We start from the raw sequence: 15977 nt of genomic DNA, 5'->3' as shown, positions 1-15977 counted from the left end.
GACAAACGGCTATCCTCTGCACGTTCTCTTCAACAGATTAGGCCAGTATGCCCCTCACCCGTAAACGCCGCGCCGGCTGGAGTTGGCGCACCCTGCTGCCTTGGGCGATCGGCGTGCTCCCGGTGGCCTGCGGCCTGGGGGTGATGAACTGGCAGATCGACCGTGAACTGCATGCCAACAGCCATGCTACTGCCGCTCAGGTGATTGACCATGTCGAGCGTATTCTCGACACGGCGTCCAGTACGGCACAAGCGCTGCTGCCGTTGGCAGGCGACCCGTGCGCGCAGGTGCAACTGGCCCTGCGCGGGCAGGTCACGCGTAACGCCTTTGTGCGCTCCACCAACCTGTTCCAGCACAACACGCTGTATTGTTCCTCGCTGTTCGGTGAGTTCGATGAGGCCGTCGACGCTGGCGACTACGCCAACGGCACGCTGTGGTTGATGAATGGCAACTCGGTAACGCCGGGCCACGCGCTGCTGGTGTATCGGGCCAGCGACGGCGACCGCGGCGCGATCACTACCGTCGATGGCGACCACTTGCTCACGGCACTGCGCCTGATCGGCCCGGACGAAGCGCTGCAGATCCGCGTCGGTAACGATTGGATGGGCAAGGACGGTGCTGTTCACGAAGGCTCGCCGCCCACGGCAGCGACTGCCGCGGTGACGTTGAGCTCGACCCGCTACCCGTTCAGCGTGTACGGCGGCTATGGCGCCGACAAGCAAGGCCAACTGCTGCTCAGCCACTACCCCGCCTTGCTCAGCCTGCTGCTGATACTCGGTGCGGTGGCCGGGGCGGTGTGCCACTGGCAGGTCCGCCGCGCCACTTCGCCGCGTGCCGAACTGCAGCGCGCCCTGGAGGCCGACGAGTTTCTGCCGTACTTCCAGCCGGTGGTACGCAAGGGTGATTACCAGTGGGCCGGTGCCGAAGTGCTGATGCGCTGGAACCACCCCCGCGAAGGCCTGGTGCGCCCCGACCTGTTCATCCCCTACGCCGAGCACACCGGCCAGATCGTCGCCATGACCCGCGCATTGATGCTGCACACTGCGCAGAGCCTGGCACCGTATGCCGCGCTGCTGGAGGATGGCTTCCACATTGGCATCAACATCACCGCTGACCATTGCCGCGACCTGAGCCTGCTCGACGATTGCCGGACCTTTCTTCAGCACTTCCCGCCAGGCCGTGTGGCGCTGACCCTGGAACTGACCGAGCGCAAGCTGATCGAAGCCACGCCGGTGACCCTGAACCTGTTCGAGAAGCTGCATGAAATGGGCGTGATGATTGCGTTGGACGATTTCGGCACGGGCCAGTCGAGCCTCAACTACCTGCGCCAGTTCAAGGTCGATTACCTGAAAATCGACCAAAGCTTCGTAGCCATGGTCGGGGGTGACGCATTGTCGTTGCATATCCTCGACACCATTATCGAGCTGTCGGGCAAGCTGGGCCTGGGGATCGTCGCCGAAGGCGTCGAAACCGAGACCCAGCGCGACTACCTGGCCCGGCATAACGTCGACTTCCAGCAAGGCTACCTGTTCGCCAAGCCCATGCCGGCCGAGGCGTTCCTCGAAGCGCTGGCCGCTCGCCAAGGCGTCTCGCGGTTGCCGCAGGACGCGCCCCCTGAGATCATGCGCGGCTGATCCAGCCGCCCAACTCTCCCATTCGAGGCATTCGTGTCAAAAGGCATCCTTTCATCAGTCATGGCGTCGTGCTTGTTCGCCGTGATGTACTTCTATACCTCCCTGCTCACGCCGCTCGATGGTGAGGAAATCTTTGGCTGGCGTACGCTGCTGACGCTGCCTTGCCTGACGCTCTTCATGCTGGTTTCCAAGGACTGGCAGCGTGTTGGTGAGCTGCTGGGGCGGGTAAGGCGTACCCCGGTGCTGCTGCTGGGGATGGTCGGTACGTCCTGGCTGATGGGGGTGCAACTGTGGCTGTTCCTCTGGGCGCCGTTGCACGGGCGTAGCCTGGAGGTGTCGATGGGCTACTTCCTGCTGCCACTGACCATGGTCTTGACCGGGCGCCTGGTCTACGGCGAGCGCCTGTCGCACTTGCAGAAAATCGCCGTGTGCTGCGCTGCGCTGGGTGTCGGGCACGAGCTGTACCAACATGGCAGCTTCGCCTGGGAAACCTTGGTGGTGATGATCGGTTACCCGATCTACTTCGTGCTGCGCCGACGCTGCCGCACCGACCACCTGGGCGGTTTGTGGTGCGACATGTGCCTGCTGTTGCCGTGGGCCCTGTACTTCGTGATCCAGGGGCCGTTGTCACCTGCGGACCTGCAGGCGCACCCCGGCCTTTACGCCTTGATCCCGGTGCTGGGGGCGATCAGCGCCTCGGCCCTGATCGCCTACGTGTTGGCCAGCCGTCTGTTGCCGTTCAGCCTGTTCGGCTTGCTCAGCTACGTCGAGCCGGTATTGCTGGTGGGCGTGGCCCTGCTGCTGGGTGAGAGCATCGGCCCAGATCAGTGGCTAACCTACCTGCCGATCTGGGCCGCAGTGCTGGTGCTGGTGCTCGAAGGCTTCAAGCACCTGCTGCGTCAGCGTCGCCGCTCGGTATAAGCCGCACCTGGCGCACGCGTCGCTCCTCGACCGCCTCCACGGTCAGCGTCCAGCCATTCCAGGCCAGGCGATCCCCGACCATCGGCAGGCGGTCCAGCAAGCTCATCACCAGGCCCGCGAGGGTCTGGTAGTCCTCGGTGGCACGCGCGCTGAAACCGGTACGCGCCTGCACCTGGCTGAGGTTGAGGGCGCCGCTGACGACAAAGCCATCCCCTTCTTCGACGATACCCGGCCCTTCTACCTCACTCGCATCCGGCAGCTCACCGGCGATCGACTCGAGAATATCGGTCATGGTCAGCAGGCCGGTGAAGTCACCGAATTCGTTGACCACGAAGGCAATATGGGTCGATTGACCGCGCATCTGCTCAAGGGCGTTGAGGATGCTGAAGCTTTCCAGCAGGTTCAACGGCGCCCGGGCCATGCGCTCCAGGTCTGGCTGGCTGCCTGACAGCAGTTCCTTGAGCAGCTCCTTCTTGTGCACGAAGCCCAGTGGTTCATCGATGCGGCCGTCGCGGATCAGCGGCAGGCGCGAGTACGGCGAATTGGCCAAGGCTTCGGTAATGGCTGCGGCCGGCAGCGCCAGGTCAATCACATCGACCTCGGTGCGCGCGGTCATCACCGTGCGGATCGGCCGCTCAGCAAGGTTCAGCACACCGCTGATCATCACCCGCTCACGGCGGTCGAACAGCACCTCTTCGCCACCGCCCTCGACCAGGTCGGCGATTTCTTCCCCGACCTCGTCAGCCTCGACCCGACGGCCGCCCAACAGGCGCAATACCGCATGGGCCGTGCGCTCACGCAGTGGCTTGTGCTGCTGCAGGCTGCGCTTGCGGCGCGCACGGGCCAGCTGATTAAACACCTCGATAAGGATAGAGAAGCCGATGGCCGCATACAGGTAGCCTTTCGGGATATGGAAGCCCAGGCCTTCGGCGGTCAGGCTGAAACCGATCATCATCAGGAAGCCCAGGCACAGCATGATCACCGTCGGGTGGGCGTTGACGAAGCGGGTCAGCGGCTTGCTGGCGACAATCATGATGCCGATCGAGAAGATCACCGCGATCATCATGATCGACAACTGCTCGACCATGCCCACGGCCGTGATCACAGCGTCCAGCGAGAACACCGCATCGAGCACCACGATCTGCGCGACGATCGGCCAGAACGCCGCGTGGCGGACCGCACCGCTGGCCTGGGTAACATGCCCTTCAAGCCGTTCGTGCAGTTCCATGGTGGCCTTGAACAGCAGGAACACACCGCCGAACAGCATGATCAGGTCACGGCCCGAGAAGCTCTTGCCGAATACCTCGAACAGCGGCGCAGTCAGCGTCACCATCCACGAGATACTCGCCAACAGGCCCAGGCGCATGATCAGCGCCAGGCTCAAACCGATAATCCGCGCACGGTCACGCTGATGCGGCGGCAGTTTGTCGGCCAGGATGGCGATGAACACGAGGTTGTCGATACCCAGCACCAGCTCGAGGACGATAAGCGTCAACAGGCCTAGCCAGGCCGTGGGGTCGGCTAGCCATTCCATTTGCGGGTACTCACGAGGGAAGCGTCACAAGGACAGGTAAGAGGTGGCCGAGAAGGCCAAGGACAGGGGGGTTCCGCGAAGGTGCTCATAGGTACCTGAATAGAAATTGGGTAAGAGATCCTACAGTCACAGCCGGTTTTTCTGACAGTGAGAAACTATTACAAAACCTGTAACGGGGGACTTTTATTCAATACAGCTGACGCCCTGCGCCTGAAGAATAGCGTCAACTTCCACCACTTGGATTACCCCCATGAGCCTGTCTTTGTCCATGGCCGCCTTTGCGCTGGCCGCCTCGATTTCCCCTGGCCCAGTCAACATTGTCGCGCTGGGCAGCGGTGCCCGGCATGGCTTGCGCGCAAGCCTGGCCCACGTGGCCGGGGCCACGCTGGGGTTCTGCCTGTTGCTGGTACTGGTTGGGCTGGGCCTGCATGAACTGCTGTTGCGCTGGCCGCTTTTGGGTTTGCTGCTGCACGGGGGAGGTGTCGCGTTTTTGCTGTACATGGCGTGGAAGCTGGCCCGCGACGATGGCCGCTTGGGCAGCGATCATGCACAGCGCGCCCCGTCTGCCTGGCAGGGCGCGGCCATGCAGTGGCTCAACCCCAAGGCATGGTTGGCGGCGGTGGCAGGTGTCGGCGCCTACACAGGGGGCGACCAGCAACTGTTGTGGGTGTTCACCTGGATCTATGGGCCGATCTGTTTCGCCTCGGTGGCCAGTTGGGCATGGGCTGGCAGTGTGATTCGCCAATGCCTGGGCAACCCGGGGCGCATGCGTTTGTTGAACCGGGGGCTGGCCTTCTTGCTGGTGGGCAGCGCGGTTTACCTGGTCATTTGATGCGGGTTCAAGCCTGTCAGTCAGGGCCAAAGGGGCCGCTGCGCGACCCATCGCCGGCAAGCCAGCTCCCACAGGTGTGAGTGAATCTCAAGAAATGCGCTACCTCTGTAGGAGCTGGCTTGCCGGCGATGGGTCGCGCAGCGGCCCTAAGTTATCGCTTGCGATAATGCCCCGGCGTCGCAGCCAAATGGCGCTTGAAGGCACGCTGCAGGTGCGCCTGGTCGGCGAAGCCCGCTGCCAGGGCTGCGTCGGCAATCGAGCTGCCCTGGCGCAGTTGCGCGCGCGCGCACTGCACACGCTGGTCAAGCAGGTAATCGTGGGGCGTTAGCCCAAAACGCTGGCGAAACGCGCGGATCAGGTAGGCGCGGGACAAGCCGCAGGCTTGGCAGATGTCTTCAAGGTCTAGCGGGTCGGTACGGTGTGCGCGGATGAAGGCCGCAGCGGCTTCCAGCCGAGGATGATCCGGCTTGGGTGCCCCCGGCTCGCCACCCAGCACGTTCGACAGCCTCTGGAAGAACGCCGCAAGCCGCGCTTCGCGATCACCCGGGTTTTCGTCGAACAGGTCGGCAAACACCTTCAGCAAGGCGCTGTAGAGGGCCGGCGAGGTGCTGACAACCTGCGCGGGCAACTGGAACCCAAGCCTCTGCAACCACGCTACGTCAACGAACAGCATCAGGTAGGACCAGGCCTCGCCCTCGATGGGGTTGCACGTGTGCACCACCCCTGGGTTCATCAGCACCGTGGTGCCGGCGCTGACTTCGATCCGGCTGTCACCGCTCAGATAGGTGCTGCGCCCACCGGTGATGGCCCCGATGGAAAAGCTCTCATGGGAATGGGCGGCATAACACACCTGGCGCCCGTCCCCGACCCGCCGAGCCTCGACGAAGGGCAATGCCGGATCGCGCCAGAACCGCGACACCTCGATCATCGCCCTGCCCTCATTCGCCGTTGTCGTGTACCACCACCAGCAACTGCGCCGGGCGCGGCCCGACCGAACGCAAGCGGTGAGGTGTCTGGGCGTTGAAATGCAAGGCGTCGCCCTGCTCCAGCAGCACCCGTTCATTCACGAAATCGACCTCAACCTGCCCGGCATGGACGAACAGAAACTCCTCGCCCTGGTGCTCCTTGAACGTCGGGTCACTGAACTCGGTGGGCGGCTGAATCAGAAACGGCAGCAGGCTGCGCTGCCCTACCTGGCTGGTCAGCGCCGCATAGCCCGGCCCTTCGCCGTCGCCCACCAGCGCCTGGCGTTCAGCGTGGCGCACCAGGCTGTAACGGCTCTGCGCGGTGTGTTCTTCAGCGAACAGCTCTTCGACATTGACGTTCAGCGCCCGCGCCAGTTTCAGCGCGGCAGCGATCGACGGCGTGTTCAATCCGCGCTCGACCTTGGACAGGTAGCTTTTGGTCATGCCGGTCTTGTCGGCCAGCACTTCCAGGGTGATACCCAGTTTCTTTCTCAGCAGTTTCAATCGGATCGACATGTGAAGCAGTTTCCCAGGCGAAGGCAGATGCAAGGCTCGCGCACACCGATGATACGTGGAGTGCGCGCGAAATGCTGGCCTTGACCGGGCAAATTCTCAAGGCATCACGGGCGGCACGTACTGCAAGGTTGTGCCCAGTGCCCACAGCAGCACCAGCACCAGGGGCGCATGCACCAGCAACTGCACGAACGAGAAGCCGATCAGGTCGCGCGCCTTGAGGCCCAGTACCCCCAACAACGGCAGCATGTAAAACGGGTTGATCAGGTTCGGCAGCGCCTCGGCGGCGTTGTAGATCTGCACTGCCCAGCCCAGGTGGTATTGCAGGTCGTTAGCCACCAGCATCACGTAGGGCGCCTCGATGATCCACTTGCCACCGCCCGAAGGGATGAAGAAGCCGAGCACAGCCGAGTACACCCCCATCAGCACCGCGTAGGTGTCGTGGGAGGCGATCTGCACGAAGAAGGTGGAGATGTGATGGGCCAGCGTCTGTTCGTCCACCCCTTTGACCTGGGTAAGGACCGCCGCAATCGAGCCATACAGCGGGAACTGGATCAGCACCCCGGTGGTGGTCGGCACCGCGCGGGCCACAGCATCAAGGAAGCTGCGCGGGCGCCAGTGCAACAAGGCACCCAGCATGATGAACAGGAAGTTGTAGGTGTTCAGCCCGGAGATGGCCGTGATGGCGGGCTTGGTGGCGAACTCCTGATACAGCCAGCCACCGGCCAGGGCCACCAGCAGCAAGGTCAGGATGGGGCTGTACTCCAGCCACTCACCGGGCCGGCTGCGCTGGGCCGGTGGCGGCGCCGTAAAGCTTGGGTCGACACCGCATTGTTGCGCGGTACGGGCACTGCTAGGGCCTGGCGCGGTGGCATAGGCCACCACCAGCGACACGATCACCAACGCCGCCAGCAGGACGCCGGACTGCCAGAGGAAGATGGTCTCGGTGAACGGAATCACCCCGGTGATCGACAGAATCGACGGTGGCAAACTGGCCGGGTTGGCCTGCAATTGCGCCGCCGAAGACGACAGGCCCAATGCCCATACCGCGCCAAGGCCCAGGTAGGCCGCAGCACCGGCTGCACGGTAGTCCATGTTCAGGTCGCTGCGCCGAGCCAGGGCGCGCACCAGCAAGCCACCGAACACCAGCGACAGGCCCCAGTTGAGCAACGAGGCCAGCATCGAGATCAGCGCCACCCAGCACACGGCCGAGCGGCCGTTCTTGGGAATGCGTGCCAAACGGTCGATCAGCCGCGCGGCAGGCGGTGAGCTGGCCACCACGTAGCCACCGATGACCACGAATGCCATCTGCATGGTGAACGGGATCAAGCTCCAGAAGCCATCACCAAAGGCCTTGGCGGTGTCGGTCGGTTTGGCGCCCATGGCCAGGGCCCCCACGCACACCAGTACGACGGCCAGGGCAGCGAATACCCAGGAGTCAGGGAACCAGCGTTCGGCCCAGTTGGAGCAGCGCAGGGCAAAGCGGGCGGAGCGGCTGTCTTGGATTTCAGCGGCCACGATCAACTTCCTTTTATTGGTTTTATCGGACATTTCTACAGCAACGCAAAAAACCTGTAGGCGCAGCCTTGTGCTGCGACGAGACCAGTGGCAGCAGCGAAGAATCACTGTGTTGTCACTGGCCTCTTCGCAGCACAAGGCTGCTCCTACAGGTTGAATGACCCGCTTGCGGGTTAGAAGGTCATTTCTTTCACATCATCCGGCACGATCAGCTTGCCGGCGGTCTTCTCGATGATTTCTTCAACGCTCACCCCCGGCGCTGTCTCGCGCAGGATGAAGGCGCCATTGTCGATTTCCAGGTAGGCCAGGTCGGTCAGCACCTTGCGGATGCAACCGGCACCGGTCAGCGGCAGGCTGCAGCGCGGCAGCAGCTTGGACTCGCCGTCCTTCGACGCGTGGGTCATGGTCACGATGATGTTGTCGGCACCGGCCACCAGGTCCATGGCGCCGCCCATGCCCTTGACCAGCTTGCCGGGGATCATCCACGACGCGATGTTGCCTTGCACATCCACTTCGAAGGCGCCGAGCACGGTGAGGTCGACGTGGCCACCGCGGATCATGGCGAACGATTGCGCCGAATCGAAGATCGACGCGCCACGGCGGGCGGTGACGGTCTGCTTGCCGGCGTTGATCATGTCGGCATCGATCGTGCTCTCGGTAGGGAATTCGCCCATGCCGAGCAGGCCGTTTTCCGACTGCAACATCACATCCATGTCAGCGGGTACGTAGTTGGCCACCAAGGTCGGGATGCCGATGCCGAGGTTGACGTAGTAGCCGTCCTTCAGTTCACGGGCGACGCGTTGCGCCATCTGTTCGCGGGTCAGTGCCATGGTCAGGATCTCTTTGTTGTTCTGAAGGATGGCGCTCAGGCCTTGACGGTGCGCTTTTCGATACGCTTTTCGAAGGTGCCGACAATCACGCGGTCAACGAAAATACCCGGGGTGTGGATCTCGCTGGGCAGCAGCACGCCTGGTTCGACGATCTCTTCCACTTCGACCACGGTGATCTTGCCGGCCGTGGCCGCCAGCGGGTTGAAGTTTTGCGCGGTGTTGCGGTACACCACGTTGCCGTAGTGGTCGGCCTTCCAGCCCTTGACGATGGCGAAGTCGCCGGTGATGGACTCTTCGAGAATGTAGTGGCGGCCCTTGAATTCACGCACCTCTTTGCCATCGGCGACCGGGGTGCCGTAGCCAGTGGCGGTGTAGAACGCCGGGATGCCAGCGCCACCGGCGCGCATTTTTTCGGCCAGGGTGCCTTGTGGGGTCAGTTCGACTTCCAGCTCACCACTGAGCAGTTGGCGTTCGAATTCGGCGTTTTCGCCGACATAGGAGGCGATCATCTTGCGGATCTGCCGGTCTTGCAGCAATACGCCGAGGCCGAAACCGTCGACACCGCAGTTGTTCGACACCACGGTCAGGCCCTTGACGCCACGGCGCTTGATCTCGTTGATAAGGTTTTCCGGGATGCCACACAGGCCAAAACCACCGGCCAATACCGTCATGTTGTCGGTCAGGCCGTCGAGGGCCTCTTCATACGTTGCTACGCGCTTGTCCAGTCCGGCCATGTTGATCCGCCTTTTGTAGTTGTTGAACCGACGAGGCTGTCGGTGAGCGTGTGCCCCCATCTTCACCTTAGTCGACTGATTTGTTAATTTTGTTTTCATCATCGATTGATAACTTTTTCAAAACAACGATCAGGGCCGTCATGAACGTCAAGCAACTCCGCGCCTTCGTCGCCGTGGCCAAGTACCAGAGCTTCGCCCAGGCCGGTGAACACCTGCATGTATCGCAACCGGCGTTGAGCCTGACCATCAAGGCGCTTGAGGAAAACCTCGGCGGCGCCCTGCTCAGCCGGACCACCCGCAGTGTCAGCCTGACTGCCGAAGGTGAGGTGCTGCTGCCGCTGGCCCGGCGCCTGCTGGCCGACTGGGACGACACCGAAGAAATGCTGCGCCAGCGTTTCACCCTGCAACTGGGGCGGGTTTCGGTGGCGGCCATACCAGCCTTCGCCGGTAACCTGCTGCCGCACGCGCTCAAGGTGTTTCGCCAGCGCTACCCGAAAGTCAACGTCACCGTGCATGACGTGATCAACGAGCAGGTACAGGAACTGGTGCGCCACCGTCGCGTCGAACTGGGCATCGGCTTCGAACCGGACAACACCGATGGCCTGGACTTCTACCCCCTGTACATGGACCGTTTCGTCGCCGTGGTGCCCGCCGACTCGCCACTGGCCGGGCTGCCCCAGGTCAGTTGGACGCAACTGCTGGCCGAAGACTTCATCGCCTTGCAGCGCCCGTCGGCGGTCCGCCTGTTGATGGAACAGAACGTCGCGGCCAGCCATGGCAAGCTGGCGGTGGCATTCGAGAGCCATCAACTGTCGACCGTTGGCCGCATGGTTGCCAGCGGCCTGGGCGTCAGCGCGGTGCCGGCGCTGTGCATCAACCAGATGCAGGAGCTCGGTGCCCGCTGCGTGCCGCTGGTCGAGCCCGCCGTGGAGCGGCGCATGGGGGTCATCGCGCTCAGTGAGCACAAACTGTCCACCGCAGCGCAAGCGCTGCTCGAGGTACTGCTTTCCCATACCCAGATCCCGGAGGTGACATGCGATACGTGAAACTGGCAGGTTCGAAGGTGCCGGCCATTGGCCAGGGCACGTGGTACATGGGTGAAGACCCTGGCCGCCGGGCCGCCGAAGTGGCAGCCCTGCAACAAGGTATCGAGCTGGGCCTGAGCCTGATCGATACGGCTGAAATGTATGCCGAGGGCGGCGCGGAGCAGGTGGTTGGCCACGCCATCGCCGGGCGCCGCGACCAGGTGTTTCTGGTCAGCAAGGTCTACCCGCACAATGCCAGCCAGCGCGGCATGCCTGCCGCCTGCGAGCGTAGCCTCAAACGCCTGGGCACTGACTGCATCGACCTGTACCTGCTGCACTGGCGTGGCCAGCATCCCTTGGAGGAAACCGTCGAAGCGTTCGAGCGTTTGCGCGAACAAGGCAAGATCAAACGCTGGGGGGTGTCCAATTTCGATGTCGATGACTTGCGCGAACTGCACAACCCCGATTGCGCCACTAACCAAGTGCTGTACAACCCAATGCAACGCGGCATCGAATTCGACCTGCTGCCGTGGAGCCAGAAGCGCGCCTTGCCGACCATGGCGTATTGCCCATTGGCCCAGGCCGGGCAGTTGTTGCAGCACCCCGTGCTGGCCGAAATTGCCGAGCGCCACGGTGCGACACCGGCCCAGGTCAGCCTGGCCTGGGTGACCCGTGATGAGGGGGTGATTGCCATTCCCAAGGCGGTAGACCCAAAGCATGTGCGACTGAATGCGGCGGCCGGCTTGCTGACCCTGAGCAGCGAAGACCTGCGAGCGATTGACCGGGCATTCCCAGCACCGACCCGCAAGCAACGCTTGGCGATGGTCTGAAGCCTTTGCCCGACCCTTGTAGGAGCAGCCTTGCGCTGCGAAGAGGCCGGCGATACCAGAGAAGATCTGCTGAGTTGTCACCGGCCTCTTCGCAGCGCAAGGCTGCTCCTACAACAGTTAACGCAACAGGCAACGCTGGCAGGCTAATGAAAATCGCGGCTGCGCACATCCAGCCCCTGCAGCAAGGGGCTGATATCCTCCAGCCGTTTTGCAATCAGGTGACGCACCCCGTTCTCCTGCTCCAGCCGCCCGCTCACCTTGAGCAATTGCGACCCCACCAACGCCCGCCTCTGCCGCTCGGCCAAGTCACGCCAGACCACCACGTTGACCATGCCGTACTCATCCTCCAGCGTCACGAACGTCACCCCACTGGCCGTCTGCGGGCGTTGCCTGCCCACCACCAGCCCGGCCACGGCAATGTTGTCGCCATGCTCGACAGCTGACAGCTCGTGCGAACTGCGGCAACCCAACGCTCGCAAACGAGGGCGCAGCAGCCGCAACGGGTGGGGCCCAAGCGTGGTGCCCAGGGTCTGGTAGTCGGCAACCAGGTCCTCGCCGACAGTCGGTGCAGGCAGCGCTACTACGGCCTCAGGCAACGCTTCGACCTCGGCGAACAAGGGCAACTGTGGCTGCACCGCCGCTACCTGCCAACGCGCCTGATGACGGTCACGTGCCAAAGCCCTCAGGGCCCCGGCGTCAGCCAGGCGGGCACGGGCGCGGTGGTCGAGGCCTGCACGCAGGCACAAATCTTCAACATCGCGCCAAGGCCGTTGCGCCCTCGCCTGCTCCAGGCGCCGGGCGTCAGCTTCAGCAAAACCACGGACCTGCCGCAGCCCCAAGCGTATGGCCAGCGCGTGTTCACCCACCGGTTCAAGCGTGCAATCCCATTCGCTGTGAAACACATCCACCGGCCGCACCTCGACGCCTTGGCGACGGGCGTCCTGCAGCAACTGGTCGGGGCTGTAAAAGCCCATCGGCCAACTGTTGACCAGCGCGCAGGTGAAAATGGCCGGCTCATGGCATTTGAGCCAACTGCTCGCGTAACACAGCAAGGCGAAACTGGCCGCGTGGGACTCGGGGAAGCCATAGCTGCCGAACCCCTTGATCTGCTCGAAGATGCGCTCGGCGAACGACCGTTCGTAACCATTGCGCAACATGCCTTGAATCAGCCGTTCGCGGTGCGGCTCCAGCCCGCCGTGGCGCTTCCAGGCCGCCATGCTGCGGCGTAGCTGGTCGGCCTCGCCCGGGCTGTAATCGGCTGCCACCATCGCCAGCTCCATCACCTGCTCCTGAAACAACGGCACACCCAGGGTGCGCTCGAACACTTCCTGCAATTTTGGCGAGGGGTACGTCACGGGCTCCTGCTTCAGGCGGCGGCGCAAATACGGATGCACCATGTCACCCTGAATCGGCCCGGGGCGCACGATGGCCACCTCGATGACCAGATCGTAGAACGTGTTGGGCTTGAGCCGCGGCAACATGGCCATCTGCGCCCGAGATTCGATCTGGAACACGCCCATGGTTTCGGCTCGGCTGATCATCGCGTAGGTGGCCGGGTCTTCAGCTGGGATGCTTGCCAGCGTCAATTGCCGGCCCCGGTGGCGCTGCAGCAGGTCGAAGCAACGGCGCAAGGCACTGAGCATGCCCAGCGCTAGCACATCGACCTTGAGCAAACCGACCATGTCCAGGTCGTCCTTGTCCCACTGGATCACGGTGCGGTCTTGCATCGCGGCGTTTTCCACTGGCACCAGTTGATCCAGCGGCTGCTGCGAGATGACGAACCCGCCGGGGTGTTGCGACAGGTGCCGGGGAAAACCGATCAGTTCACCGGCCAGAATCAGCACCCGCCGCAGCGACGGGCTGCTGGCCTCGAAACCGGCCTCGGCCAGGCGTTGCGCATCGGGGATGCGATCACTCCAGCGGCCACAGCACTTGGCCAGCGCATCCACCTGGTCGGCCGGCAGCCCCAGTACCCGCGCCACATCACGCACCGCACCGGCAGCATGATAGGTGTTGACCACGGCGGTGAGTGCGGCCCGGTGCCGGCCATAGCGCCGGAACACATACTGGATCACCTCTTCGCGGCGGTCGTGCTCGAAGTCCACGTCGATGTCGGGCGGCTCATTGCGTTCGCGTGACAGAAAGCGCTCGAACAGCAAACGGTGCTCCATGGGGTCGAGTTCGGTGATCCCCAGCACGAAACACACCACCGAGTTGGCGGCCGAGCCTCGGCCCTGGCAGAGGATATGCTGGCTGCGGGCAAAGGCGACGATATCGTGCACGGTCAAAAAATAGCTTTCGTAGGCCAGTTCCTCGATCAGCGCCAGCTCCTTTGCCAGCACCTCGCGCACCTTGTCGCTCGGCCCACCCGGCCAGCGCATCGGCAAGCCGCGCTCGCACAGCTCGCGCAGCCAGCTCGCCGGGGTGTGGCTGTCTGGCACCAATTCACGCGGGTACTGGTACTTCAGTTCGCTCAAGTCGAAACGGCAGCGCTCGGCGATGACCAGGGTCTCGGCTAGTAGGTCGGCCGGGTACAGTTCCTGCAACTGCTCAGGGCTGCGCAGGTGACGCTCGCCATTGGCGTACAGGTAGCGACCCGCTTCGGCCACCTGGCAATGCTGGCGGATGGCGGTCATGCAATCCTGCAGGGCACGGCGACCGCGTGCATGCATGTGCACGTCACCGCAGGCCACTGCACGGATACCGACCTTGCTCGCCAACTGGCGCAGTTTACCAAGCCGCACCTCGTCATCACTGCCACGGTGCAGGTGCACGGCCAGCCACAGCCGCTCGGCGAACAGCGTGCGCAAACCCTCACCGGGTGCAGGGTCGTCGGCATCCTCGGCAACCCACAGCGCCAGCAAGCCTTGATGATGCTCGCGCAGGTCCTCGCTGAACAGTTGATAGGCGCCCTTTTCCGCCCGCCGTCGCGCACGGGTAATCAGCGCGCACAGGCTCTGGTAGCCGGTGAGGTTTTCCGCCAGCAGCACCAGTTTCGGGCCATCCTGCAGGCGGACTTCGCTGCCGATAATCAGCCGCAGCTGGTGCGCCTTGGCGGCCTGCCAGGCGCGGACGATACCGGCCAAGGTGCACTCATCGGTGATCGCCAGTGCGTCATAACCCTGCTCGCGCGCACGCTTGAACAACTCATCGGCACTCGACGCACCCCGCTGGAAGCTGAAGTTCGACAGGCAGTGCAATTCGGCATACCCGAACCGGCTCATGCAAACCAGCCTTGCAACCACAAAGGGCCTGGCTGGCTGAGGTCGCGGTAGGCCCAGCCGCGCAGGCCGTCGCGGGTTTCGATGCGGTAGTAGTCACGGCGCACGTCGCCCCCGTCCCACCAGCCCGACTCAATGCGCTCGGCATGCCCCAGCACACGGTGGCCGGCTGCCTCCAGCGCCACGGGCGCCGGTAACAGCCAGCCGGGGCGGCTACCCGGCAACACCGGCAGGCTGCCTTGTGCGCCCTGCTCTGCCGCTTGCCAGGCACATTCGGGGCGGTGATCGGCCTCGGCGCTCAGCCCCTTGACGGCCTCGTCGCCCAACCGTGCCCGCAAGCGTTCACGCAACTGCTCCCAGGGCTGCGCCTGCTGGGCGCGGGGGTCGAACAGCGCCTGGTGCTGGGGCACGAAGGGTGGCAGGTCATCGGCGACCAAGCGCAAGTTGCGTACCGGGGCGGGGATTTGCAGCGGCTCCAGGCGCCCTTTTGCCAGTTCGAAGAGCATGGCAGGGTCACGTTCGGCCGCCAGCAGGCCAACCTTGAGCAACGTGTCCGGCCCTTCGGCATGCTCCAGGTGCAGGCAAAAACGCTGCACGCCACAATCGCGCCCAGCCAGGAACGCGCCGAGGTCGTTGAGCATTCTGCGCAGCGGGAACAGCAACGCCTGGTGCGACTCCACGTCGAAGTTCAGCTCCAGGCGCGACTCGAAGCGGTCCGGCGGCTGGTAGAAGCCCAGCCCCAGGGTGCGCAGGCCGAGCAGTTGGTCCAGGTGCAACTGGACCTGCGCAGAAAAGCGCTTGGCCAGGGCGTCGCGCGGCAAGGCCAGCACCTGGCCCAACTGGCGCAACCCCATGCGGGCAAAGGCCTCGGCGGCCTCTAGCGGCAAGCCGACACGGTCGATGGGCATCTGTGCCAGCACGGCGCGGGTGGCGTCGGCACAGGTTACCGCCAGGCCATCGTGGCCGTTGGCGAGCATGCGGGCCGCCACCGGGTTGCTGGCCAGCACGATGCGCTGCCGCAAGCCCAACGCGCTGAGCTCCTGGCGCAGGCGTGCCTCGAACAACGGCCAGGGGCCAAACAGCTGCAGGCTGGAGCCGACCTCCAACAACAAAGCCCTTGGGTAATGCAGGCTCACCTGGGCGCTGAAGCGATAGGCCCAGGCTGCCAGCAGCTGTTGCAACTGCTCGATGCGTTTGTCATCGGCCTCTACGCAGGTGAAGCCATCGGCCAAGGCACGCGCCGTGGTCAGGGTTTGCCCGGCACGCAGGCCGAGCGCTGCGGCAGCGGGGTTGACCGCCTGTAGCACACGGCGCTGTGTCGGGCCGCCAATCACTACCAGGGGCGTTTCAGGGTCGTCACGCTCGCGCAGAACAGTGTCCAGCGCCAGCTGTGGCAGCAGAATGCAGGCCCAGAGCATGG

General features: G+C 63.9%; 13 protein-coding genes. 5 read left to right on the top strand and 8 right to left on the bottom strand.

The features are described from left to right. Positions 1-47: 47 nt before the first annotated feature. Both QOS90_RS13100 and rarD read left to right on the top strand, forming a co-directional pair. Positions 48-1634, top strand: a complete 1587-nt coding sequence (locus QOS90_RS13100; protein WP_085272937.1) for an EAL domain-containing protein — start codon at positions 48-50, stop codon at positions 1632-1634. A gap of 33 nt (positions 1635-1667) precedes the next feature. Then, positions 1668-2555, top strand: a complete 888-nt coding sequence (rarD, locus tag QOS90_RS13095; RefSeq protein ID WP_027593425.1) for an EamA family transporter RarD — start codon at positions 1668-1670, stop codon at positions 2553-2555. On the opposite strand, the gene QOS90_RS13090 is transcribed toward rarD, so the two are convergent. Beyond that, positions 2518-4089 carry a TerC family protein gene (locus QOS90_RS13090; protein ID WP_027593426.1) on the bottom strand — a complete coding sequence of 524 codons (1572 nt, stop codon included), beginning with the start codon at positions 4087-4089 and terminating at the stop codon, positions 2518-2520. The two genes, rarD and QOS90_RS13090, sit on opposite strands and share 38 nt — an antisense overlap. A 250-nt stretch (positions 4090-4339) precedes the next feature. On the opposite strand from QOS90_RS13090, the gene QOS90_RS13085 reads away from it, so the two are divergent. After that, positions 4340-4921, top strand: coding sequence for a LysE family translocator (locus tag QOS90_RS13085; protein WP_085272938.1), 582 nt, complete (start codon positions 4340-4342; stop codon positions 4919-4921). 151 nt (positions 4922-5072) lie between these two features. Here QOS90_RS13085 and QOS90_RS13080 read toward each other — a convergent pair whose 3' ends face one another. The 5 genes from QOS90_RS13080 to QOS90_RS13060 form a co-directional block, all read right to left on the bottom strand. Beyond that, entirely contained in the window at positions 5073-5849 is a 777-nt protein-coding gene (locus QOS90_RS13080) for an AraC family transcriptional regulator (RefSeq protein ID WP_085272939.1), read from the bottom strand. Positions 5850-5859: 10 nt separating this feature from the next. Then, the gene (locus tag QOS90_RS13075; RefSeq protein ID WP_027593429.1) at positions 5860-6402 is read right to left on the bottom strand and encodes a helix-turn-helix domain-containing protein; all 543 of its coding nucleotides are present in this window, start codon (positions 6400-6402) and stop codon (positions 5860-5862) included. Positions 6403-6498: 96 nt separating this feature from the next. Then, positions 6499-7950, bottom strand: coding sequence for a short-chain fatty acid transporter (locus QOS90_RS13070; RefSeq protein WP_172960356.1), 1452 nt, complete (start codon positions 7948-7950; stop codon positions 6499-6501). A gap of 140 nt (positions 7951-8090) precedes the next feature. Next, positions 8091-8747: a CoA transferase subunit B gene (locus tag QOS90_RS13065; protein ID WP_027593431.1), complete on the bottom strand. Its 657-nt coding sequence runs from the start codon at positions 8745-8747 to the stop codon at positions 8091-8093. 35 nt (positions 8748-8782) lie between these two features. Further along, complete coding sequence (locus QOS90_RS13060) at positions 8783-9481, bottom strand: CoA transferase subunit A (protein ID WP_027593432.1); 699 nt, start codon at positions 9479-9481, stop codon at positions 8783-8785. A gap of 140 nt (positions 9482-9621) precedes the next feature. On the opposite strand from QOS90_RS13060, the gene QOS90_RS13055 reads away from it, so the two are divergent. Continuing rightward, on the top strand, positions 9622-10527 hold the full coding sequence (locus tag QOS90_RS13055) for a LysR family transcriptional regulator (RefSeq protein WP_027593433.1): 906 nt from the start codon (positions 9622-9624) through the stop codon (positions 10525-10527). Beyond that, complete coding sequence (locus QOS90_RS13050; RefSeq protein WP_027593434.1) at positions 10515-11336, top strand: aldo/keto reductase; 822 nt, start codon at positions 10515-10517, stop codon at positions 11334-11336. Before QOS90_RS13055 ends, QOS90_RS13050 begins: the two co-directional genes overlap by 13 nt. A gap of 143 nt (positions 11337-11479) precedes the next feature. Here QOS90_RS13050 and QOS90_RS13045 read toward each other — a convergent pair whose 3' ends face one another. Together QOS90_RS13045 and QOS90_RS13040 are read right to left on the bottom strand one after the other, a co-directional pair. Next, positions 11480-14560: an error-prone DNA polymerase gene (locus QOS90_RS13045; protein ID WP_027593435.1), complete on the bottom strand. Its 3081-nt coding sequence runs from the start codon at positions 14558-14560 to the stop codon at positions 11480-11482. Continuing rightward, positions 14557-15975 carry a Y-family DNA polymerase gene (locus QOS90_RS13040; protein ID WP_085272941.1) on the bottom strand — a complete coding sequence of 473 codons (1419 nt, stop codon included), beginning with the start codon at positions 15973-15975 and terminating at the stop codon, positions 14557-14559. Before QOS90_RS13040 ends, QOS90_RS13045 begins: the two co-directional genes overlap by 4 nt. Between the last annotated feature and the right edge of the window lie 2 nt (positions 15976-15977).

Origin of the sequence: Pseudomonas sp. LAIL14HWK12:I10 (genome assembly GCF_900184205.1) — a bacterium.
Lineage (GTDB): Bacteria > Pseudomonadota > Gammaproteobacteria > Pseudomonadales > Pseudomonadaceae > Aquipseudomonas > Aquipseudomonas kermanshahensis.
The sequence above is the reverse complement of the archived record's forward strand: the minus strand, read 5'-3'. Positions and strand labels throughout refer to the sequence as shown.